This window comes from Mycobacterium sp. HM-7, assembly GCF_053852335.1.
The window spans coordinates 3,726,008-3,747,039 of the sequence record NZ_CM132657.1 but is presented as its reverse complement, the minus strand read 5'-3'; the positions used below and the strand labels follow the sequence as shown (position 1 = coordinate 3,747,039).

The 21,032-nt window shown below is 65.6% G+C and carries 20 protein-coding genes; 12 read left to right on the top strand and 8 right to left on the bottom strand.

The window, feature by feature from the left end:
- Window positions 1-14: 14 nt before the first annotated feature.
- The 5 genes from ACWW1C_RS17995 to ACWW1C_RS17975 all read right to left on the bottom strand — a co-directional run bounded on the left by ACWW1C_RS17995 (window position 15) and on the right by ACWW1C_RS17975 (window position 4,039).
- On the bottom strand, window positions 15-776 hold the full coding sequence (locus ACWW1C_RS17995) for a MerR family transcriptional regulator (RefSeq protein WP_455984344.1): 762 nt from the start codon (window positions 774-776) through the stop codon (window positions 15-17).
- A gap of 77 nt (window positions 777-853) precedes the next feature.
- The gene (locus tag ACWW1C_RS17990) at window positions 854-2,197 is read right to left on the bottom strand and encodes a cytochrome P450 (protein WP_455979650.1); all 1,344 of its coding nucleotides are present in this window, start codon (window positions 2,195-2,197) and stop codon (window positions 854-856) included.
- Between the two features lie 49 nt (window positions 2,198-2,246).
- A complete protein-coding gene (locus tag ACWW1C_RS17985; protein WP_455979649.1) occupies window positions 2,247-2,441 on the bottom strand; it encodes a ferredoxin in 195 nt (64 codons plus the stop codon).
- A gap of 12 nt (window positions 2,442-2,453) precedes the next feature.
- On the bottom strand, window positions 2,454-3,314 hold the full coding sequence (locus ACWW1C_RS17980) for a mycofactocin-coupled SDR family oxidoreductase (RefSeq protein ID WP_455984343.1): 861 nt from the start codon (window positions 3,312-3,314) through the stop codon (window positions 2,454-2,456).
- Between the two features lie 26 nt (window positions 3,315-3,340).
- Window positions 3,341-4,039: an SDR family NAD(P)-dependent oxidoreductase gene (locus ACWW1C_RS17975; protein ID WP_455979648.1), complete on the bottom strand. Its 699-nt coding sequence runs from the start codon at window positions 4,037-4,039 to the stop codon at window positions 3,341-3,343.
- A gap of 247 nt (window positions 4,040-4,286) precedes the next feature.
- Between ACWW1C_RS17975 and ACWW1C_RS17970 the strand changes: the two genes are divergently transcribed.
- A complete protein-coding gene (locus ACWW1C_RS17970) occupies window positions 4,287-5,492 on the top strand; it encodes a CaiB/BaiF CoA transferase family protein (protein ID WP_455979647.1) in 1,206 nt (401 codons plus the stop codon).
- A 68-nt stretch (window positions 5,493-5,560) separates the two neighbouring features.
- On the opposite strand, the gene ACWW1C_RS17965 is transcribed toward ACWW1C_RS17970, so the two are convergent.
- Window positions 5,561-6,847 (bottom strand): cytochrome P450, encoded by a 1,287-nt coding sequence (locus ACWW1C_RS17965; RefSeq protein WP_455979646.1) that lies wholly within the window; start codon window positions 6,845-6,847, stop codon window positions 5,561-5,563.
- A 145-nt stretch (window positions 6,848-6,992) separates the two neighbouring features.
- Here ACWW1C_RS17965 and ACWW1C_RS17960 point away from each other — a divergent pair, with 145 nt between their 5' ends.
- Together ACWW1C_RS17960 and ACWW1C_RS17955 are read left to right on the top strand one after the other, a co-directional pair.
- Complete coding sequence (locus tag ACWW1C_RS17960; RefSeq protein ID WP_455979644.1) at window positions 6,993-7,583, top strand: TetR/AcrR family transcriptional regulator; 591 nt, start codon at window positions 6,993-6,995, stop codon at window positions 7,581-7,583.
- A gap of 106 nt (window positions 7,584-7,689) precedes the next feature.
- Window positions 7,690-8,880, top strand: coding sequence for an amidohydrolase family protein (locus ACWW1C_RS17955; RefSeq protein WP_455979643.1), 1,191 nt, complete (start codon window positions 7,690-7,692; stop codon window positions 8,878-8,880).
- Between the two features lie 85 nt (window positions 8,881-8,965).
- Here ACWW1C_RS17955 and ACWW1C_RS17950 read toward each other — a convergent pair whose 3' ends face one another.
- Together ACWW1C_RS17950 and ACWW1C_RS17945 are read right to left on the bottom strand one after the other, a co-directional pair.
- Window positions 8,966-9,379 carry a DUF732 domain-containing protein gene (locus ACWW1C_RS17950; RefSeq protein ID WP_455979642.1) on the bottom strand — a complete coding sequence of 138 codons (414 nt, stop codon included), beginning with the start codon at window positions 9,377-9,379 and terminating at the stop codon, window positions 8,966-8,968.
- Window positions 9,380-9,478: 99 nt separating this feature from the next.
- A complete protein-coding gene (locus tag ACWW1C_RS17945; RefSeq protein ID WP_455979641.1) occupies window positions 9,479-10,024 on the bottom strand; it encodes a protein disulfide oxidoreductase in 546 nt (181 codons plus the stop codon).
- Between the two features lie 118 nt (window positions 10,025-10,142).
- Here ACWW1C_RS17945 and ACWW1C_RS17940 point away from each other — a divergent pair, with 118 nt between their 5' ends.
- The 9 genes from ACWW1C_RS17940 (at window position 10,143) to ACWW1C_RS17900 (ending at window position 20,998) form a co-directional block, all read left to right on the top strand.
- Window positions 10,143-11,639 (top strand): aldehyde dehydrogenase family protein, encoded by a 1,497-nt coding sequence (locus tag ACWW1C_RS17940; protein WP_455979640.1) that lies wholly within the window; start codon window positions 10,143-10,145, stop codon window positions 11,637-11,639.
- Between the two features lie 236 nt (window positions 11,640-11,875).
- On the top strand, window positions 11,876-12,694 hold the full coding sequence (locus ACWW1C_RS17935) for an MlaE family ABC transporter permease (RefSeq protein WP_455979639.1): 819 nt from the start codon (window positions 11,876-11,878) through the stop codon (window positions 12,692-12,694).
- Between the two features lie 7 nt (window positions 12,695-12,701).
- The gene (locus ACWW1C_RS17930) at window positions 12,702-13,559 is read left to right on the top strand and encodes an ABC transporter permease (RefSeq protein WP_455979638.1); all 858 of its coding nucleotides are present in this window, start codon (window positions 12,702-12,704) and stop codon (window positions 13,557-13,559) included.
- Between the two features lie 36 nt (window positions 13,560-13,595).
- Window positions 13,596-14,786 carry an MCE family protein gene (locus ACWW1C_RS17925; protein WP_455979637.1) on the top strand — a complete coding sequence of 397 codons (1,191 nt, stop codon included), beginning with the start codon at window positions 13,596-13,598 and terminating at the stop codon, window positions 14,784-14,786.
- Complete coding sequence (locus tag ACWW1C_RS17920) at window positions 14,783-15,799, top strand: MCE family protein (protein WP_455979636.1); 1,017 nt, start codon at window positions 14,783-14,785, stop codon at window positions 15,797-15,799. The genes ACWW1C_RS17925 and ACWW1C_RS17920 overlap by 4 nt, the downstream gene beginning before the upstream one ends.
- Window positions 15,800-16,918, top strand: a complete 1,119-nt coding sequence (locus tag ACWW1C_RS17915; RefSeq protein ID WP_455979635.1) for an MCE family protein — start codon at window positions 15,800-15,802, stop codon at window positions 16,916-16,918. It abuts the gene before it with no gap.
- On the top strand, window positions 16,918-18,156 hold the full coding sequence (locus tag ACWW1C_RS17910) for an MCE family protein (protein ID WP_455979634.1): 1,239 nt from the start codon (window positions 16,918-16,920) through the stop codon (window positions 18,154-18,156). The genes ACWW1C_RS17915 and ACWW1C_RS17910 overlap by 1 nt, the downstream gene beginning before the upstream one ends.
- Window positions 18,153-19,376: an MCE family protein gene (locus ACWW1C_RS17905; protein ID WP_455979633.1), complete on the top strand. Its 1,224-nt coding sequence runs from the start codon at window positions 18,153-18,155 to the stop codon at window positions 19,374-19,376. Before ACWW1C_RS17910 ends, ACWW1C_RS17905 begins: the two co-directional genes overlap by 4 nt.
- Window positions 19,376-20,998 (top strand): MCE family protein, encoded by a 1,623-nt coding sequence (locus ACWW1C_RS17900; protein ID WP_455979632.1) that lies wholly within the window; start codon window positions 19,376-19,378, stop codon window positions 20,996-20,998. The genes ACWW1C_RS17905 and ACWW1C_RS17900 overlap by 1 nt, the downstream gene beginning before the upstream one ends.
- Window positions 20,999-21,032 lie beyond the last annotated feature (34 nt).

Sequence of the window (21,032 nt, the reverse complement as noted above, 5' to 3'; positions counted from 1 at the left end):
CGCGCCCGAACCGGTCAGTGGCCGGTTCGGGCCGCGTTCGCGTGGATGGCGTCGCGGCAGTAGGCCGCAAGCCCTGGGAGACCGAATGTTTCGTCGTAGGTGGCGACGTACCTCGGATCACTGACGTACATATCTCCCAGATTCCGGTGGAAGTCCGGCGGGCAGTCGTAGAACCACCGGTTCACGTGTAGCCGGTGCTGCTCCGCCGCGTCCATCGCCTCGTCGGAGTCGGCCGGGAGCCCGGCGCGGAAGGCGTCTGACAACGCCTTCTCGACAGCCTCGCCCTCGCTCTTGATCTGTACCCAATCCGCCTTGGAGTAGGCCTTCGCCCGGCGCTGCGATTCCTTCCACTCGGCAGTCTCGCCCCACTTCTGCTCGGCTTCGGCCTGATAGTCGTCGAAGCTTTCGCCGAAGAGCTCGCGCATGTCGTCGTCGGTCATGGGGGTGTTCGTCATCGCCTTCTCCAATGCCTGATCGATGGCCTCGACGAGCGACTTCATCTCGTCGAGCCGGGACATGACGCGTTCGCGCTGGCGAATCAGGTGGCTGACCTCGTCGCCCTCATCGAGCAGGCTCGCGATTTCCTCGAGAGGAAACTCGAGCCGGCGGTACACGATGATGTGGGACAAACGCGTCAGGTCCGCCGACGTGTACACCCGGTAGCCCGAGGCGGCACGCCGACTGGGGGTCAACAACCCGATGTCGTCATAGTGGTGGAGCGTCCGGACCGTGATGCCGAATCGCTCAGCGACCTCGCCCACGGTGAGTACGTCCACCGGCATCTCCTGCGTCACATCGATAAGGCTGGCGCCTCACGTCGCGTGAGGGTCAAGTCCCAACCTAGACGACGGATCTAGATGACGGCCGCTTCCTTGCGCTCGGTGATGGGGCGGGCCAGCTCCTGCTCGTTGCAGATGCGCTGCAGCCTCTCCAGTGTCTCGTCGAGGCCCGGGCCCAGGCGCTTGCCCGGGGTGAAGTTCGCCGGCAGATTCCGCATGCCCTGGATGACGCCGATGCTGTCGTAATGCACGGTGCCCTCGGGCTCGCACGCGTAGTCGGGCATCCGGTCCAGCACGGCGGTCAGCATGGACTTGAACACCGTGCGTGCCACATTGGATCCGACGCAGCGGTGCACGCCGATGCCGAAGCTGAAGTGCCGGTTGCCCTTCCGGTCCATGATCAGCTCATTGGGCTGATCGAACACCGCCGGGTCGCGGTTCGCCATCGCCCATGACAACCACAGCCGCTCGTACCGCTTGAATTGCCGGCCTTCTACCTCGACGTCGTCGGCGAAGGTGCGGCCGTCGCCCGGCGCGGGGGTGAAGAACCGGAGGAACTCCTCGGTGGCGGGGTTGAGGAGCGTGGCGCGGTCGCGGCTGAGCCGCTCGCGCTCGTCGGGGTGTTCGCCGAGCCACTCCAGGGCGTGGGCGGTCAGTGCTGTCGTGGTGTCGAACCCGCCGCCGATGATGAGTCCCAAGTTGCCCAGGATTTCCAGATCGGGCGCCGGTTCGCCGTCGATCCGCAGCTGCAGCATCGCGTTGACCAATCCGGGCCGCGGGTTCTGGCGGATCTCCATCATGTTGTTGATGATGTCGATGCCCATCTCACGGTGCTGCTCGTTGATCTTCTCGCGTTCGGGCGCGTGTTCGGGGGTGTACACCGAGGCATGTGTGGGCTCGCTGTAGACGTTCCACTTCTTGAGCTCGATACCCATCATCGCCAGGGTGAACACTGCCGGCACCACGTTGGCGAGATGCTCGACGAAGTCGATACGGCCCGACTCGATGTGCTCGTCCAGTGCGGCGCGGGTGATCTCGTCGACGAACGGTTCCCAGCGCTTGATCGCGGCGGGGGACAGGTAAGGGTTCAGCGCGCCGCGGTAGGTGCTGTGCTCGGGCTCGTCCATCTCGAGGATGCCGCCCCGAACGGCGGTGGCGCGGCTGGCTTTTGGAATCGTGATGCCCTGGAACGGCGTTTCGCCGCTGACGTCGTGGTGGTTGGATACCGCGGGGCAGCGCGCCAGCTCGAAGACATGCTTGCTGTCAGCGGCCACCCAGTGGCCGCTGTAGGTGTCCGTCCACGCGACCGGGCACTTGGCCTGCATCTCCTCGGCGATCTGCTCGAACTGCAGGCGGTACTCCGGGGTATGCCGGTCGAAGTGGTAGGTGTCCTTCTTGCGCTCGTCCTGGACGCTCAAAGTTCCTGTCTCCCTGCTGGTCTCATGTGGGATCCGCTGTCGCTTCCCGCTAGCCTTCGATCGTGATGGCCTGTTCGGGGCAGGAGTGCGCGGCCTCACGGACCGCGTCTTCGAGCCCCGGCGCGACGACCTCGTCAACCGGTGACGACGTGCCGTCGATGTCGTTGAGCACGAACGCATCCGGCGCGATCATCGCGCACAGCGTGTGGCCCTGGCAGCGCTGCCCGTCAACCCAAACCTTCACTGTCTCTCCCGATCAGACGTGGTAGTCGTACCACTTGAGGTAACCGCCGGCGTCGACCCGCAACTGGGTGCCGGTGATGTAGCGGGCCTCGTCGGAGACCAGCCACAGGATGGCGTTGCTGATGTCCTCCGGTTCCACGAAGTTGATCTTCATGGCCTGCTGGATGCCGAAGGCGGGCTCGGCGTCTTCGCGCGTCGGGTTCGGCAGGTCCGGCCGGAACGATTTGTACATCGGCGGGCTCTGCAGCATCGCGGTGTTGACGTTGGTCGGGTGCACCACGTTGAGCCGGATGCCGCGCGGCGAGAGCTCGGTGGCGAGGTCGTGGGCATATTGGGAGAGAAGGCGTTTCGACGTCATGTAGGCGAAGCCGCCGATATCGTTGCCCGGATTCATCTTGAGATGGGCGTCCATCAGCGCGGCAGTGGAGCCGGTGGCGACGATCGCGGCGCCCTCCTGCAGGTGGGGGAGGCAAACCTGGATGGCGTTGATCGTGCCGATCAGGTTGGTGTTGATGGTGTCGATCCAAGCCTGCAGTGGGACATCGCTTTTCATGCCGGCGACACCTGCCTGCGCGAGGACGATGTCGACCTTGCCGAATTCGGACAGCCCGGCGTCGAGGGCGGTTCGCAACTGCGTCACCTCGCGGACGTCGGCCTGCGCGGTGACACAGCGCTGGCCGGTCTTCTCGACGAGGTTCTTGGTTTCTTCGAGGTCCTCGGGTGTGGCCATCGGGTAGCCGATGGACTCGATGTCCTCGCACAGGTCGACGGCGATGATGTCAGCGCCCTCTTCGGCCAGCCGGACCGCGTGACTGCGGCCCTGGCCGCGTGCCGCGCCGGTGATGAAGGCGACCTTGCCCGCTACTCGTCCCACTGAAGTCATTGAAAAGCCTTCCTCCACTATGTGTTTCGTCCGCCGTTGACGCCGAGAATCTGCCCGGTGATGTAGCCGGCCTCTTCGGAGATCAGGAACGCGCAGGCCGCGGCGATGTCTTCGGGGCGGCCGATGCGCCGCACCGGTGTCGCTTCGATGCTCTGCGGCACCTTCAGGTATCCGCGCTCTTCGGACTTCCGCAGCATCGGGGTGTCGATGAAGCCGGGCGGCACGGCGTTCACCGTGATGCCCGCCGGCCCGTACTCCAACGCCAGCGACTTCGTCAGTCCGTTTACGGCCGATTTGGCGGCCACATAGGGCGACATGTAGGGCTGCCCCGAGTGGGTGCTCGACGACGAGATGTTGACGATCCGGCCCCAGCCCGCTTCGAGCATGTCGGGCAGTACCGCCTGGATGCAGTGGAAGACGCCGTTGAGATTGACGTCGATCACCCGCTGCCAGTCCTCGAATTCCAAATCGGTGAACCGCTTGAACTTCTCCAGTCCGGCGGAATTCACGAGGACTGTCACCGGCCCGAGCTTCGCGCGGATGCCGTCGAGCGCGGCATCGACCTGCGCGCGGTCGGTGACGTCGGCGGTGAAGCCGAATTCGTCGTCCGATGGGTTGAGATCAAGGGTCGCGACGTTGAGGCCGTCGGCCCGCAGGCGCGCGACGATGGCGCGGCCGATGCCGGACCCACCTCCGGTAACGACGGCATTCTTCACGATTGGCTACCGATGTAGATCACTGAGAGAAATCTCCCTTCCGATTTTGAGAACGATACTCTCCATCTTCGATGTCCCGCAACAGAACCGCCAATAACAGGGTCCACCTGCCTCTACGGTCCAGATGGTTGCCGCGGACAGTCCGCCGGTCGACGGTTTGATGGCCGATTGCATATCGGAAAAGGCGCGGTATGCGAGTAGCATTACCGAAATTGAAGAATGGTGTTTCCCAAACAGAGGAGGTCGGATGGGGCCCTTGGATGGTGTCCGAGTCCTGGAGGTCGCGATGTACGGATTCGTGCCGTCGGGCGGCGCGGTGCTCGGCGAGTGGGGTGCCGACGTGATCAAGGTCGAGCACGCGGTGACCGGTGACCCGCAGCGGGGCCTGCGGCAGACCGGCACGCTGCGGGTCGAGGGCGACCCCAATCCCAACATCGAGCACGCCAACCGCGGCAAGCGGAGCATCGGGCTCGACATGGCGGTCCCCGAGGGGCGCGAGGTCCTGCTGGAACTGGCACGTCGGGCCGATGTCTTCCTGACCAGCTTCCTGCCCGGCCACCGCAAGAAGTTCGCGATCGATGTCGACGACATTCGGGCCGTCAACCCGGCGATCATCTATGCGCGCGGCAGCGCGCTGGGTCCGCGCGGTGCCGAGTCCGAAAAGGGCGGGTACGACATGACGGCGTTCTGGTGCCGCGCAGGCACCGCCGCCACCATCACGCCGCCCGGCATGCCCGGCATGATCGCGCCGCCGGGACCGGCCTACGGCGACACCATTTCCGGGACGAACCTGGCCGGTGGCATCGCGGCTGCGCTGTTCAAGCGTGAGCGCACCGGCGAGCCCTCGATCGTCGACGTGTCGCTGCTGGGCAGCGGGCTGTGGTCGATGGGCCATACCGTCGCGCTGACCTCTCACCTCGGCCAGTTGATGGAGGCGCCGGCCCCGGGGGTCCACGGTTCGCCCATCAATCCGCTTGTGGGCCTTTATGAAACGTCCGACGGACGCATCATCTCGCTGGTCATGATGCAGCCCACCAAGTTCTGGGCCGACGTGTGCCGGCACATGGAACTGGACGAATACATCGACGATCCGCGATTCGTGACGGCGCAGGACATCGCGGCCAATACCGCGGCGGCCGTGGAGATTCTGGGCAAGGCGATGGCGACCAAGACACTGGCGGAGTGGAGTGAACGGTTCGCCACCCTCTCCGGTCCGTGGGCGCCGGTACAGGACACACTGCAGGCCGCCAAGGATGCCCAGATTCGGGCCAACGACTACCTGGTGCAGGCAGGCGAACTCGAATTGGTCGCCAACCCGGTGCAGTTCGATGTCGCGCCGCCGGAGACGGGCCCGGCGCCCGGCTTCGCCGAGCAGACCGAAGAGATCCTGTTGGAACTCGGGATGGACTGGGACCGCATCATCGAACTCAAGTCGGCCGGCGCGGTCACGTAGAGGCACTCGCCAAGCGCAGATGTCCCCCAAAACAACGGTTTTGGGGGACATCTGCTTTTCTCGCAGGCTCAGGCCTTGGCGGCCAGCGGGGTGAAGTTGATGCTGAGATCGGTGACGCCGCGCAGGACGAACGTCGGCTCGTAGTTGTAGTGCCGGTTGCCATCCGGACCGTGGGCGGCCTCGTCGAGCTGGATGTCGCCCAGGCGGTCCAGAATCCGCTCGAGCGACACTCGTCCTTCGACGCGGGCCAGTGGTGCCCCCGGGCAGGAGTGCACACCCCGGCTGAAGGCCAGGTGCTCGCGAACGTTCTTGCGATCCAACTGGAATTCGTGGGGCTGGTCGAACCGGCGCGGATCCCGGTTGACCGCGCCGGGGCTGATCATGACGACGGTGCCGGCCGGGGCGTCCATGTCGCCGACCTTCGTCGACTTGCGTACCAACCGGTGCAGCGTCTTGACCGGACTTTCCATGCGCAGGCATTCCTCGACGAAGTTCGGGATACGGCTGCGGTCATCGCGCAGCCGCTTCTGCAGCTCTGGTTGCTCGCCGAGGAAGCGCATCGCGGCGGTGAGCAGCTTGGCCGTCGTCTCCTGGCCGGCGCCGAAGAGGAACGTCGCGGTCTTGACGACGTCGCTGATCTCGGGCGTCGATCCGTCCTCGTACTTGGCCGTGGCCAGTGACGTCAGTACGTCGTCGCGGGGGTGGCTGCGGCGTTCTTCGAGGTACTGGCCGACCTTCTCGTCGGCCCATTCCAGCGGATTGGACGCCAGCGGCTCGTGGTCGAGCGCGCCCACGCGGCTGCCGGGGCGCTCGGCACCGAATGCCTGACGGAAGTCCTCGTGGTCCTCCTCGGGCACGCCCAGCAGGTCGGCCACGACGAGCAGGGAGAAGGGCCGTGCGTAGGACGCCAGGAACTCGCATTTGCCGTCGGCGATGAACTCATCGATGTGGCGGTCGGCGAGCCGCCACATGAAGTCCTCGTTCTCCTTGAGGCGCTTGGGTGTCAGGAGCCGGGACAGGAGCGAGCGGGCGCGGGTGTGCTCGGGCGGATCCATGGTGATCATGTGCTCGAACATCGGGATGGCGGTGCGGTTTTCGGCGAGCTGGGCGCAGATGTCATCGCCCTCGGGGGTGAACGGAAGCGGGGTGAACGGACCCGTGACTGCGACACAAGCGGAGAATGAGTCGGCATCCTTGTAGACCGCGTTGGCCTCTTCCCAGCCGGTGACCGCCACGACGCCGTAATGGTTCTCCCTGGTCACCGGGCACTTGTTGCGCAGATGGTCAAAGTACGGGTGCGGGTCCGGCACCAGTGACTGGTCGGTGTAGTAGTCGACCTCGTCGAAGTTCGTCATGTGTGGGCTGGCCTCCAGGCGTCGATTTGCAACCAAAGTGCTGGGCACTTGCTTAGCATCTGGATTGTGGCGTGGTCAAGGTCACACGGCGGGATGCGGACAATTACGATCGGCGCGGCAGCGATCGAGAACGGACTGTGACGGCATGGCATCGGAGCGAAGGATCGGCGGACCCGAGGCGAAGAACCGCGGGGCTCTACTCGACGCTGCGGAAGCGTTGATGCTCGACGAGGGCTACGCGGCGGTGACGTCCCGAAAGGTCGCCGAACGGGCCGGCCTCAAACCGCAGCTGGTGCACTACTACTTCCGCACCATGGACGATCTGTTCCTGGCCGCATTCCGGCGCCGGACCGACCAGGGATTGGCGGCGCAGTCGTTGATCCTGCTGGCGCCGAACCCGCTGCGGGCGCTGTGGACCTTCCTCATCGAGAACCGCGACACCGCGCTGATCATGGAATACGCCGCGCTGGCCAACCATCGCAAGGAACTCGGGTCCGAGATCGCGGGTGCGGCACAGCAGTTCCTGGAAGGGCAGGCCGAGCTGGTCGGCACGGTGCTGGCGAAATACGGCATCGATGCCGAAGAGCTGCCTCCGATCGTCGCGATCTCACTGATCGTCGGCATGTCGCAGCTGCTGACCATGGAGGCCGCTCTCGGGGTTTCCGTCGGTCATGACGAGATCCTCGCGTACTTCGACCGCCACCTCCGCAAGCTCGATCCGGCGCCCGACAACTAGGGCTCGGCCGTCGGCAACCAGCCCTCCGGCCGCGAACCACACGGAAGCGATTGCGTGTTCGCGCCATATGAGAATAAGATTCTCACGAATCGCGAAGGAGAATTTCATGGGACAACTGTCGCATCGGGTTGACATTCCGTTTCCGCTGTTCGACGCGGACAACCACCTCTACGAGCCGCCGGAGGCGCTGACCAAGTACCTGCCGAAGGAGTACAAGGACGTCGTCCAGTACGTCGAGGTCAACGGCCGCACCAAGATCGCGATCCGAGGCCAGATCAGCAACTACATCCCGAACCCCACGTTCTCGGTGGTGGCCCGGCCGGGTGCGTGGGAGGAGTACTTCAAGTACGGCAACCCCGAGGGCAAGACCCGGCGCGAACTCTTCGGCGAACCGATGAAGGCCATCCCGGCTTTCTTCGAGCCCGCGCCGCGGCTCGAGCTCATGGATCAGCTGGGCCTCGATCGCACGCTGATGTTCCCGACGCTGGCCAGCCTGATCGAAGAGCGGCTGCGCGACGATCCGGTCGCGATCCACGTCCTCATCCACTCGCTCAACCAGTGGCTGGACGAGGTGTGGGGTTTCAACTACAAGAACCGCATCTTCACCACCCCGGTGATCACCCTCCCCATCGTGGAGAAGGCCATCGAGGAACTCGAGTGGTGCGTCAAGCGCGGCGCGCGCGCCATCCTGGTCCGCCCGGCGCCCGTGCCCGGCTTCCGCGGCCCGCGGTCTTTCGCGCTGCCCGAGTTCGATCCGTTCTGGCAGAAGTGCGTCGAGTACGACGTCTTCATCGGGATGCACTCGTCGGACAGTGGCTACTCCCGCTACACCTCCGAGTGGGACGGCGCGGCACAGGAGATGCTGCCCTTCCAGACCAATGCGATGTCGATCCTCAACGAATGGCGGCCGATTCAGGATGCGGTTGCCTCGTGGGTTATCCACGGCGCGCTGTTCCGCCACCCCAAGCTGAAGGTCGGCATCGTCGAGGCGGGGTCGAAGTGGATGTTCCCGTTGCTCGATCAGATGTCCGAGGTCTACAAGAAGGCGCCCGAGGCCTTCCTCGGTAACCCCATGGAGGAGATCAAGAACCGCATCCACGTCAGCCCGTTCTACGAGGAGGGCATCGACGACCTGATCAACCTGGTGGGCGTGGACCAGGTGCTCTATGGATCGGACTGGCCGCACCCCGAGGGCCTGGCCGAGCCGACGCACTACGTGACCGCGCTGCAGCACCTGCCGGTCGACGACCAGGCGAAGATCATGGGCGGCAACCTCGCCCGGCTCGTGACGGTCTGACACCACGAGATGGCGCCGCCGGCAATGCCGGCGGCGCCATCGTCGTCTTATGCGGTTTTCTGGTCGTGCTGCTGAGTGTCGCGCGTCAGTTCCGCGGTAACGGGTTCGGCGGCCAGGCGCGCGCCGGCTGCACGATCAGTTCCTGATCCGCCGGCGGCACCTTGTCCATGAAGAACCCGGGGCACAACGACCTGGTCGACAGCGCGACGAAGAACCGGGCGTTGCGCTGTGACCACCAGCCGGGCGGCCCGATGCGTCCGGCGACCTCGTCGGCGTAGGGCACGCCGGCGGCCCAGTCGCCGCAGATGTCGTAGCCGATGCCCAGGATTTCCGGCTCTCCGCCCGGTGCCATCCACTTCAGGTTCGTCTTGCGCAGCTCTTGCAGGAGGTAGTCCTCGCCCTGGTCGGCGCTCGCGGACGGGGCGGTCAGCGCGGCCGTGGCCAGGCCGGCGGTGAGGCAAACGGCGAACGTGAGTCCGCGGAGGTGGAGGGCGATCACCGGCAGCTCCGTCAGGTGGTAGGCCGACCTGCCGCTGGGCAGGTTCTCAATTCATGAGAATAACATTCTCGCTCTAGTCGGAGAGTCGAACGCGGCGCATCAGGGGGTGGTGAGTGCCGCGACCCGCGCGTTCAGCGCATCCTCCGTCATCGGTGCGGTGATGTCGTTGATGAGGTAGCCGTCGCCGTCGGGGCGGATGAACGCCCACGCCGGTGGCCACGGGACGAAGAAGGCCTGCCACAACTGGCCATTGGCGTCCGTGAGGTTCGGGAAGTTCAGATGATTGTCGGCGACCACGCCGCGCATGTCGCCCACCGCTCCGCGACCGGCGACCCCGAGGAAGCTGACCTGCGGATTGGCTGCCGCCACCCGGCCGACGACCGAGGCTTCGGCCAGGCAGATCCCGCACAACGACGGCGGCGACCAGAACCAGATCACTGTCGGTTTCCCGATCAAGGTGCGGCCGTCGAACAGGGCGCCACCCAACTCTGTGCCGTAGAACTTCAGGCGCTGGCTGTTGTCGCCCAACGGCTTTTCGTCGGCAGTGGCATTCGCCGCGGTGGCGATCTGTCCGAAGCCGGCCACGACGGTGGCGGCGGCAAATGTTGCGAACTTCTTCGAGACGGTCCAGGCTCGCGTCGTCATAGGCATACGGTAGAGCCTCGAAGGCAAATCCGTACGCACAATCTCGTTCACATTCTCGCTTCTGGAATGTAATGTTTCCACGAAATGAGAATGGCATTCCCGCGAGCGAGGAGGACGGATGCCGCAGGACATCGCTGAGGCGGTCGGCACGAGGCAAGGCGACCCGGCACCTGGTGCCGCCGATCGACGACTCCTGATCGACGGCCGGCTACTGAACGCTGAGCGCACGTTCGCCTCCCGGAACCCCGCGACCGGGGCAGTGCTCGGCCATGCCCCTGACGCCACCGTGGCCGACGCCGAGGCGGCGGTGGCTGCCGCGCGCCGGGCATTCGACACCACCGACTGGTCGACCAACGCCGAATTCCGGGTCCACTGTCTGGAACAGCTCCATCGCGCTCTGTTGGAGCACCGCGACGAGTTCGCCGCGCTCACGACCGCGGAGGTCGGCGCGACCGCAGCGCTGTGTGCGGGAGCGCAGCTCGACCAGCCGATCGACATCGTGCGCTACTACGCCGAACTTTTGAAGACGTATGCCATGACCGAAGACCTCGGCAACGTCGAGGTCCGCGGTATGCAGCACCACCGCTGGGTGGAGAAGGAAGCCGGCGGGGTGGTGGCGGCGATCATCGCGTACAACTACCCGAACCAGTTGGCGCTGGCCAAGTTGGCGCCCGCGCTGGCCGCCGGCTGCACCGTCATCCTGAAGGGCGCGCCGGACACCCCGCTGGTCACGCTGGCGCTGGGAGAGTTGATTGCCGAGCACACCGATATTCCGGCCGGCGTGGTCAACGTGCTCAGCGGCACCGCCCCCGAAGTCGGTGCGGCGCTGACCAGCAGCCCGGACGTCGACATGGTGACCTTCACAGGTTCCACGCCCACGGGCCGGCGAATCATGGCGGCCGCCAGTGACACCCTCAAGCGCGTGTTCCTGGAGCTCGGCGGCAAGTCCGCCGCGATCGTGCTCGACGACGCCGACTTCAACACGGCGGCACTGTTCACCGCGTTCAGCATGGTCACGCACGCCGGCCAGGGCTGCGCCCTGACGTCGCGGCTCCTGGTGCCGCGGGCCCGCCAAGACGAGATCGTCGAGCTGGTCAAGAACAACTTCGCCATGGTGCGGTACGGCGACCCGGCCGACCCCACGACGTACATGGGCCCGCTCATCAGTGAGAAGCAGCGGGACAAGGTCGACGGCATGGTCAAGCGCGCAGTCGAGGCCGGTGCGACGCTGGTGACCGGTGGCGAGAAGGTCGACCCTGGCTACTTCTACACCCCGACACTGCTGACCAACGTCGACCCGGACAGCGAGATCGCGCAGGACGAGGTCTTCGGTCCGGTGCTCGCCGTGATCGCGTACGACGATGACGACGATGCCGTACGGATCGCCAACAACTCCATCTACGGCCTGTCCGGTGCGGTGTTCGGCAGCGAGGACCGGGCGCTGGGTGTGGCCCGCCGCATCCGGACCGGAACGTTCTCCATCAACGGCGGCAACTACTTCAGCCCCGACAGTCCGTTTGGTGGCTATAAACAGTCGGGCATCGGCCGGGAGATGGGCACCGCCGGACTCGAGGAGTTCCTCGAGTCGAAGACGTTCGCCACGGTGGTCTCATGATGCGCTGCGCTGATGCCTGACGTCCGGTCCGGCGCCGCCGATCACGGATGTGCATTTGGGCCCGAACGGGTGGCTGCGTGAGGAATACTCGCTCCACATCGGGGGTCCCGACGTTACCGACAGGTGAGGGGGACGCGTGAGAAACGTCGCCACCGCCGGCGCACGAATCGGGTTGGCCCGCAACTTCGGTGGGCCGGCAGCAATGTCCGCGGTGACCGTTCCGGAAGGGCCCGCCGATGGCCACGAATAAGCATGGACAGGACCACTGGTCGTCCGGGTTGCCGGCGCTCGGCCGTGGCTTCGGCAAGCCGATGCAGGCCGTCGGTGGCCTGTTCTCCATGGGTGCCGACGCCTTCGGCTTCATCTTCCAGCGCCCGTTTCATCTCCAGGAGTTCCTGAACCAATCCTGGTTCATCGCAAGGGTTTCCCTGGTCCCGACGCTGTTGGTGGCCGTCCCGTTCACCGTGCTGGTGAGTTTCACCCTCAACATCCTGCTGCGTGAGCTCGGCGCCGCCGACCTGTCGGGAGCCGGTGCGGCGTTCGGTGCGGTCACCCAGGTCGGGCCGATGGTGACGGTGCTCATCGTCGCGGGGGCGGGCGCCACCGCGATCTGCGCGGATCTGGGTTCCCGCACCATCCGCGAAGAGATTCAGGCGATGGAGGTCCTCGGTATCAACCCGGTCCAGCGGCTGGTGACGCCGCGGATGCTGGCCTCCGGCATCGTGGCACTGCTGCTGAACAGTCTGGTCTGCATCATCGGAATCCTTGGCGGCTACGTGTTTTCGGTGTTCGTCCAAGATGTGAACCCGGGTGCGTTCGGGGCCGGTATCACGCTGCTGACGGGAGTGCCCGAGCTGATCATCTCGTGTATCAAGGCGGCGCTGTTCGGCCTCATCGCCGGGCTCATCGCGTGCTACCGCGGCCTGACGATCTCCGGAGGTGGCGCCAAGGCGGTGGGCAATGCGGTCAACGAGACGGTCGTCTACGCCTTCATGGCGCTCTTCGTCGTCAACGTCGTGGTGACCGCCATCGGTATCCGGATGACGGTGAAGTGAGGCTGTCATGTCGACAGAGGTGATTCTGCGCCACCGGTTCCCGAGGTTCGTGCGGCTGTTGCGCAAGCCGGCCGACATCCTGGGCGGCATCGGCGACCACGGCATGTTCTATTGGATGGCGCTGGTGGGTGCGCCGTTCGCCGCACTGCGCTACCGGCGCGAGACCATCCGCCTGGTTGCCGAGATCAGCATGGGCGCAGGCACGTTGGCGCTCATCGGCGGAACCGTGGTGATCGTGGGCTTCCTGACCCTGGCAGCCGGTGGCACGCTGGCCGTGCAGGGGTACAGCTCACTGGGCAACATCGGCATCGAGGCGTTGACCGGATTCCTGGCGGCGTTCATCAATGTCCGCATCTCCGCGCCGGTGATCGCCGGCATCGGTTTGGCGGCGACTTTCGGCGCGGGTGCGACGGCGCAACTCGGCGCGATGCGGATCAACGAGGAGATCGACGCTCTGGAATCCATGGCGATTCCATCGGTGGCGTACCTGGTCGGGACGCGCATCGTTGCCGGCATGGCCGCGATCGTGCCGCTGTACGCCATCGCGGTGATCCTGTCGTTCCTGGCCAGCCGGTTTGTGACGGTGTACCTGTTCCGCCAGTCCGCCGGCCTTTATGACCATTACTTCGCCACGTTCCTCAACCCCGTGGACCTGCTCTGGTCGTTCTTGCAAGCAATTCTGATGGCGCTGGTCATCCTGCTGATCCACACCTACTACGGATTCTTCGCCTCGGGCGGACCGTCCGGCGTGGGGGTGGCGGTCGGCAATGCCGTGCGTACTTCACTGATCGCGACCGTCTCGGTGACTCTGCTGGTCTCGCTGGCGATCTACGGCACCAACGGCAACTTCAACTTGTCGGGGTGATGAGCGCATGTGCGAAGAACAGACGGTGGAGGTGGGATGACGAAAAACACTGCGCGGGTACTTGCCGGGGCGGGGGTCGTCTCGGTGATCGCGGCCCTGGTCGCCTTCGCGCTGGCGCGGTTCAGTGGAGAGTTCACCGGCTCGGTGCCGGTGACGGTGCTCGCTGAGCGCGCCGGCCTAGTGATGAACCCGGATGCGAAGGTGAAGATGCGCGGTGTGGAGGTCGGCCGTGTCGACTCGATCGACGAACGGCCCGATGGCAAGGCCGAGCTGCACCTCGAGTTGAACCCTGACCAACTCGGGCTCATCCCGGCGAACGCCACGGTCGACATCGCGTCGTCCACCGCGTTCGGCGCGAAATTCGTCGAATTCAAGGCTCCCGAAACCCCGTCGCCGAAGAGCCTGGCGGCCGGGGCCGTGGTGTCGGCCGACCACGTCACCGTGGAGATCAACACCGTGTTCGAACAACTGACCTCGGTACTGGCCGAAGTCGAGCCCACCAAGCTGAACGAGACCCTCGGTGCGCTCTCGCGTGGAATGTCCGGGCGCGGCAACGCTTTCGGAGAGACGCTCGTGAACGCGGACAACCTGCTCGCGACGATCGAACCGGCCCTGCCCACCATGCAGCACGAGATGTCCACCGCGCCAACGGTGCTCGACGCCTACAACGCGACCGCGGGCGACCTCGTGCAGATCACGCGCAACGCAACCCGGATCAGCAAGTCCATCGTCGACAAGCAGAAGGACCTCGACGCCACGCTGAAGAGCATGAGCACGTTTGCCGACACAGGCAACGCGTTCTTCGGCGCGAACCACCAGGCGCTGGCCAATGTGATGCGCCTCTTTTTGCCGACGACCGGGCTGTTCGATCAGTACAACCCCGCCCTCACATGTGCATTCAAGGGCTTGGCGGACTTCGGGTCTCAGCCTCAGGACCCTGCCCCCGGCGGCTTGCCGCTGTCGGCGAGCTTCCTGTGGGGCCATGAGCGGTACCGCTATCCGGGCGATCTGCCCAAGGTGGCGGCCAAGGGCGGCCCGCGCTGCGAGGTCCTGCCGGTGGCGTTCGAGCAGCATCCGAACTTCGTGGTGACCGACACCGGCACCAACCCGTTCAAATACGGCAACCAGAACATCATTCTCAACAGCGACGGGCTCAAGCAGCTGCTCTACGGACCCATCGACGGCCCGCCGCGCAACACCGCACAGATCGGACAGCCCGGACGATGAACGCACGTGGGGCGGCGCTCAAGTTCGCCATCTTCGCCGTGGTCATGATGATCGCGTCGGGATTCCTGTTCATGGTCCTCGGCGAGACCCGAACCGGAACCACCAAGGAATACAAGGCATTGTTCGCCGATGCGTCGAGCTTGCGGGCCGGCAACTCGGTCCGAGTCGCCGGCATCCGCGTCGGCACCGTGACCGGACTCGAGCTGGGGGACGACCGCAAGGTCACCGTCACGTTCGACGCCGACAACGCCATACCGGTCACGGCCGGCACCCGCGCCGAGGTGCGCTACCTGAACCTCGTCGGCGACCGCTACCTCGACCTTGTCGACGGGCCCGGCCCCACACAGGTCCTCCCGGCCGGATCCACCATCCCACTGGATCGGACGGCGCCCGCGCTGGACCTCGATCTGCTGCTGGGCGGCCTCAAGCCCGTCGTGCAGGGCCTCAACCCGCAGGACGTCAACGCTCTGACGTCGTCGCTGTTGCAGGTATTCCAGGGACAGGCCGACGGGATCAATTCGCTGATGGCACATACGTCTTCGTTCAGCGGCTCGCTGGCGGACAACAACGAGGTGATCAAGCAGCTGATCGACAATCTGAAGCTGCTGATCGGAACCATGGCGCGCGACGGTGACAAGTTCTCGACCTCCGTCGACCGGCTCCAGCGACTGGTGACCGGGCTGTCGGAAGACCGTGATCCGATCGGTGCCGCCATCGACTCGCTCGACAAGGGCACCGCCACGATCTCAGATCTGTTGAGCCAGACCCGGAAGCCGTTGACCGGCACGGTGAACCAGCTGCTGAGGCTCGGGAACAACCTGGACCAGGACAAGCAGACCCTGGACACCGCACTGCAGCGGGCACCGGAGAACTACCGCAAGGAAGCGCGTACCGGCGCGTACGGCAGCTGGATCCAGTACTACATCTGCGACCTGACCATCCGCGTCAACGACCGCGAAGGCCGGGTGGTCGTCATGCCGTGGATCAGGTCCAACGCGGGGAGGTGCCAGTAGATGCTGAAGTACGGCAACGCGCGCCTCATCCGGGTGGGCATCATCGGTGTCGTGACCGTCATCCTGGTCATCCTCGTCGGCCTGTCGCCGGACAAGTTCCGGGACTGGGCCAGTTCGGTGCGGTACTCGGCGGTCTTCTCCGAAGCGGGCGGCCTGGAGGTCGGCAACAACGTCGTGGTGTCGGGTATGAAGGTCGGGACGGTATCGAAGGTGTCGCTGAAAAACGGTGATGCTGTGGTGGATTTCACGGTCGACGGCCGGGTTCCGCTGGGCTCGGACACGTCGGCCCACATCAGGACGGGCACGTTGTTGGGAGCGCGCACCCTGGCCCTGGTATCGGCGGGGGACAAGCCGCTCAAGCCGCGAACGGTGATCCCGATCTCGCGGACGTCGTCACCGTATTCGCTGACCGATGCCGTCGACGAGTTGACGAAGAACACCGCCGGGACCGACACCACACAGTTGGGCCAATCGCTGGATCTGTTGTCGCAGACCCTCGATCAGATAGCGCCCCAGCTGGGACCGACGTTCGACGGCGTGTCCAGACTGTCGCGGACCCTCAACGATCGCAACCAGTCGCTGTCGGAACTGCTGAAGAGTGCCGCCGACGTGACAAGCATCCTGTCGCAGCGCAGCGACCAACTCAATACCCTTATCCTCAACGCGAATTCGCTGCTCGGCATGCTGGTGGAGCGCCGTCAGGCCATCGTGACACTGCTGGCCAACACCTCGGTGGTGGCCAAGCAGCTGTCGGGCCTGGTGCACGACAACGAAGCACAGCTGGCACCGGCGCTCGACCGGCTCAACTCGGTGGTGGCCGTGCTGGAAAAGAACAAGGACAACATCGCGAAAGCGATCCCGGGTCTGAAGAAGGTCGTGATGACCCAGGGCGAGGCTGTCAACAACGGCGGGTACTACAACGCGTTCGTCGCCAATCTGATCGACGGACACGAGATGCAGCCCTTCATCGACGCCGCGCTCGGTGTGCAGCCCCGCACGCTGTTCCCGTGGCCGAACTGCGGTGGCGAGCGCAACGGATTCAAGCCGCCCTATAGCTTCGACCATTGCTACAACCGCGAAGAGACCGAGGGACCGGCGGTCGGGCAGGTGCCGCACTGATGACACGACGGATGTTGATTCGAATCCTGGCGGTGGCGCTGGTGGGCGCCGCGCTCGCCGCCGGAATCTATGTCGGTTACCGGAACCTGTTCGGTCCGAGGACCTTCGGGGCCATCTTCACCCGCGTGACGGGTCTCTACACCGGCGATGAGGTGCGGGTGTCCGGCGTCAAGGTCGGCACCGTGTCGGACGTGCAGCCGCAGGGCACGACGGTGAAGCTGACGCTGAAGGTGGATCGGGACGTGCCGATTCCGGCCGACGCCAAAGCGCTGATCGTGCAGCAGAACCTGGTGGCCGCCCGCTACGTTCAGCTCACCCCGGCCTACCGCTCCACCGGACCGACGCTGGCAGAAGGCTCGGTCATCCCCGTGTCGCGCACCGCGGTCCCCGTCGAGTGGGACGAAGTCGAAGCGCAACTGACCAGGCTGGTCAGCGAGCTCGGACCGGCCAAGCCGGGGGACACGTCCGTGGCCGGGCGGTTCGTCGACAGCGCGGCAAATGCCATGGCCGGCAACGGTGATCGACTCCGGGACACCCTCGCGCAATTGTCGGGGGTGAGCCGGGTGCTGGCCGACGGCAGCGGGAACATCGTCGACACCATCAAGAATCTGCAGGTCTTCGTTACGGCGTTGCGCAACAGCAATACTCAGATCGTGCAGTTCGAGGACAGGCTGGCGACGCTGTCGAGTGTCCTCGATTCGAGCCGCTCGGACCTCGACGCAGCGCTGACGGACCTGTCCGTCGCGGTCGTGGATATTCAGCGTTTCATGTCGAGCGTCAACAATCGCACCGTCGAGTCGGTGGCCCGCCTCACCGACGTCACGCAGACCCTGGTCGGGAACAAGAAGGAGCTCGAAGAGCTCCTGCACGTGTTCCCCACGGTGATGTCGAACTTCTACAACATCTACGATCCGGTGTCCGGTACCGCCAACGGCATGTTTGCCGTCAACGGCTTCTCCAACCCGGCCCAGTTCGTCTGCGGCGCCATCGCGGGCATTCAGGGCGGCGATCCGGCAGAAGGCGCGAAGAAGTGCGCCGAGTACCTCGGCCCGGCGCTGCGGCTGTTGAACTTCAACTACCTGCCGATCCCGGTCAACCCGTTCCTGGGCCCCACGCCGCGTCCTGATCAGCTGATCTACAGCGAAGCCAAACTCATGCCCGGCTACACCGGCCCGGAGCCGCCGCCGCCGGCCACCCTGCCGGGGATGCTCCTGCCAGCCGAAGGGCCCGCCTCATGACGCGCGCAACCACACGCCGGGTTTGGCGGCCGCTCGCTCTGGCGGTGTGCGCGATGGCGCCGCTGAGCGGGTGTGCGTGGCAGGGCGTGAACTCGCTGCCCCTCCCGGGCGCACCGGGGCGCGTCGCGGGGGCGACGGTCTATCACGCCGAGTTCGCCAATGTCGGGACACTGGAATCGAATTCGCCGGTGTTGATGAACGACGTCGAGGTCGGCAGCGTCGGACCCATGAAGGTGGTCCGCGGGCACGCCGAGGTCGACATCTTGATCAAGCCCGGTGTGGTGGTGCCCGGCAACGTCGTGGCAAAGATCGGGCAGACCAGCTTGCTCGGTTCGACACACGTCGCACTCGACCCCGTTGCCGGGACGGCGCCGGCCGGCCGACTGGCACCGGGAACGACGATCCCGCTGAACAAGTCGTCGACCTACCCGTCGACCGAGCGCACTCTTGCCGCGCTGGCGACCGTCGTCGACGGCGGTGGCGTCGGCCAGATCGGTGGCATCATCCACAGCTTCAACAACGCCTTCGACGGCCGCCAGGAATCGATCCGCGACCTCATCGGCCGCCTGGACCGGTTTGTCGGCACCATCGACGATCAACGCGACGACATCGTCGCCACGATCAAGGGTCTCAACGGCCTGGCCGGTACCTTCGCCGGTCAGCGCGACGCCATCACCGAGGCGCTGCGGGTCATGCCGGAGGCGCTGGAAGTCATGGTGGCACAGCGGCCGAACATCACTGCGGCACTGACGAAATTGCGGACCTTCAGCGACACCGCGACGTCGTTGATCAACGACACCCAGGCCGACCTTGTCGAGAATCTCCGTCACATGGAGCCGATCACCCGCTCACTGGCCGACGTGGGCATCGTCATCGACAAGTCGATCGCGATGGCCACGACATTCCCGTACGGGCAGGCGGCCATCGACCGCTACATCAAGGGCGATTATCTGAACTTGTCGGCGACGCTCGATCTGACGCTGCCCCGCATCCGGCGCGAACTGTGGATGGGTACGCGGTTCGGTGACCCGACGCAAGGGATTCAGGCTGCGATCGGTGATCCGGGATACGCCGAACAGACAAAGGACCCGCTCGGCATCGGGGTCGCGCCGCCGCCTGCGGTGATCGCACCCCGTCCACCGGACGTGGCCCCGCCGCCATTGCCGGGACCAGCCCCGGCCCCGGCCCCGGCCCCGGCACCGGATCAAGGGGGACACTGATGTTGTCGCGCTTTGTCCGCATCCAGCTGGTGATCTTCTCGATCGCCTCTGTCGTCGGTGTCTTCGTGATGGCCTTCAGCTACATGCAGTTGCAGTCGCTGGCGGGAATCGGACGCTACGACGTCACGCTCGAACTACCGGACACCGGCGGGTTGTACCGCTTCAGCAATGTCACCTACCGGGGTGTGCAGGTCGGTCGGGTGACCGACGTCGAGCTGACGAAAACCGGTGTGCGCGCAAAGATGTCGCTCGACTCGTCCATGGAGATCCCAGCAGATCTCTCCGCTGTGGTGCGCAGTGTGTCCGCCGTCGGCGAGCAGTACGTCGATCTGTTGCCGCGTACCGATGTCGCGCCCTATCTGCATGACGGTTCGGTGGTGCGGGGTGGCGCCGAGGCCGTGCCGCCACCGATCGGGCCGATGATGGACCGTGCCAGTGAGCTGGTCGCGTCCCTGCCGAAGGACAAATTGCACCAGCTGCTCGACGAGACATACAAGGCGTTCAACGGTGCCGATTACGACCTGCAGTCGTTGGCGGACTCATCCGGGAAACTCGTCGGGGGCCTGAACGAACAGCGGGACAAAGTCCGGGACCTCATCGAGAACAGTTCGCCGCTGCTGGATTCCCAGGCGCAGAGCGCGGATTCGCTGCGGGTGTGGTCGCGCAGCCTGACGGGCGTCACCGGTCAGTTGGTCACCAACGATCCCCAGATCCGCAGCCTGCTGGACCATGGGCCCGCGGTGGCCGACGATGCGACCAAGCTCTTCGACAAGCTGAAGATCACTGTCCCCGTACTGCTGGCCAATCTGACCTCGTTGGGGCAGCTCGGCGTGACGTACCGCCCCGGGCTGGAGCAGGCGCTGGTGCTGCTGCCGCCGGTGGTGTCGACGGTGATCTCCTACGGCACGATCCGCAATGCCGGCGGCCTCGGCATCGGCAGCTTCCGGATCGGGGCGGAGGACCCTCCGCCATGCACGACGGGATTCCTCCCACCGTCGTCGTGGCGGCCGGCCTATGACACCACCACAATCGATCTGCCCGACGACGTCTACTGCAAACTGCCGCAGGACGCCCCCGTCGGGGTCCGCGGCATTCGCAACACTCCGTGCATGGGGAAGCCGGGCAAGTACGCACCGACCGCCGAGATCTGTAACAGCGACCGGGAGTACGAGCCGCTGTCGCAGCGGATGCCGGTCGTCGGCCCGTATCCGCGCGACCCCAGCTTGGAAAGGCAAGGGGTGCCGCCGGATTCGCGGTGGTTCCCCGACCAGGGGCTGTATGCCCCGGTCGGCGAAGGGCCCGCCGCCGGTGTCCCGCCTGCTGGACCGCCGCCGAACAACCCGGTGCTGCCGCCGCAGAATCCGATCACCACTCCGGGTGCGTCAGGCAATGCCGGTAGCGTCCCGCCGATCCCCGGCGGTGACCCCGTCGAGCCTCGGCCGGCCGAGGTCCCGCCCGTCGAACCCGGTGCCGCGCCGAGCGCATTCAACGGAGGCCTCGGGTACGCGCAGTACGACCCGCGCACAGGCGAGTACATGGCACCCGACGGTCAGCTGTACCGCCAGGCCGATCTGGCCACCGGGGCGGCGCCCAAGACCTGGCAGGCCATGCTGACGTCATGAAAAACGGGTGACCGCGGGCATTTCGCTCGCGGTC

What these genes read in the sequence shown, in the direction of transcription:
- ACWW1C_RS17940 (WP_455979640.1), top strand. Translation starts at nt 10,143, where the DNA reads ATGCCGCAGGACATCGCTGAGGCGGTCGGCACGAGGCAAGGCGACCCG.
- ACWW1C_RS17905 (WP_455979633.1), top strand. Translation starts at nt 18,153, where the DNA reads ATGACGCGCGCAACCACACGCCGGGTTTGGCGGCCGCTCGCTCTGGCG.
- ACWW1C_RS17920 (WP_455979636.1), top strand. Translation starts at nt 14,783, where the DNA reads ATGAACGCACGTGGGGCGGCGCTCAAGTTCGCCATCTTCGCCGTGGTC.
- ACWW1C_RS17925 (WP_455979637.1), top strand. Translation starts at nt 13,596, where the DNA reads ATGACGAAAAACACTGCGCGGGTACTTGCCGGGGCGGGGGTCGTCTCG.
- ACWW1C_RS17970 (WP_455979647.1), top strand. Translation starts at nt 4,287, where the DNA reads ATGGGGCCCTTGGATGGTGTCCGAGTCCTGGAGGTCGCGATGTACGGA.
- ACWW1C_RS17915 (WP_455979635.1), top strand. Translation starts at nt 15,800, where the DNA reads ATGCTGAAGTACGGCAACGCGCGCCTCATCCGGGTGGGCATCATCGGT.
- ACWW1C_RS17965 (WP_455979646.1), bottom strand. Translation starts at nt 6,847, where the DNA reads ATGACGAACTTCGACGAGGTCGACTACTACACCGACCAGTCACTGGTG.
- ACWW1C_RS17960 (WP_455979644.1), top strand. Translation starts at nt 6,993, where the DNA reads ATGGCATCGGAGCGAAGGATCGGCGGACCCGAGGCGAAGAACCGCGGG.
- ACWW1C_RS17955 (WP_455979643.1), top strand. Translation starts at nt 7,690, where the DNA reads ATGGGACAACTGTCGCATCGGGTTGACATTCCGTTTCCGCTGTTCGAC.
- ACWW1C_RS17930 (WP_455979638.1), top strand. Translation starts at nt 12,702, where the DNA reads ATGTCGACAGAGGTGATTCTGCGCCACCGGTTCCCGAGGTTCGTGCGG.
- ACWW1C_RS17910 (WP_455979634.1), top strand. Translation starts at nt 16,918, where the DNA reads ATGACACGACGGATGTTGATTCGAATCCTGGCGGTGGCGCTGGTGGGC.
- ACWW1C_RS17900 (WP_455979632.1), top strand. Translation starts at nt 19,376, where the DNA reads ATGTTGTCGCGCTTTGTCCGCATCCAGCTGGTGATCTTCTCGATCGCC.
- ACWW1C_RS17945 (WP_455979641.1), bottom strand. Translation starts at nt 10,024, where the DNA reads ATGACGACGCGAGCCTGGACCGTCTCGAAGAAGTTCGCAACATTTGCC.
- ACWW1C_RS17935 (WP_455979639.1), top strand. Translation starts at nt 11,876, where the DNA reads ATGGCCACGAATAAGCATGGACAGGACCACTGGTCGTCCGGGTTGCCG.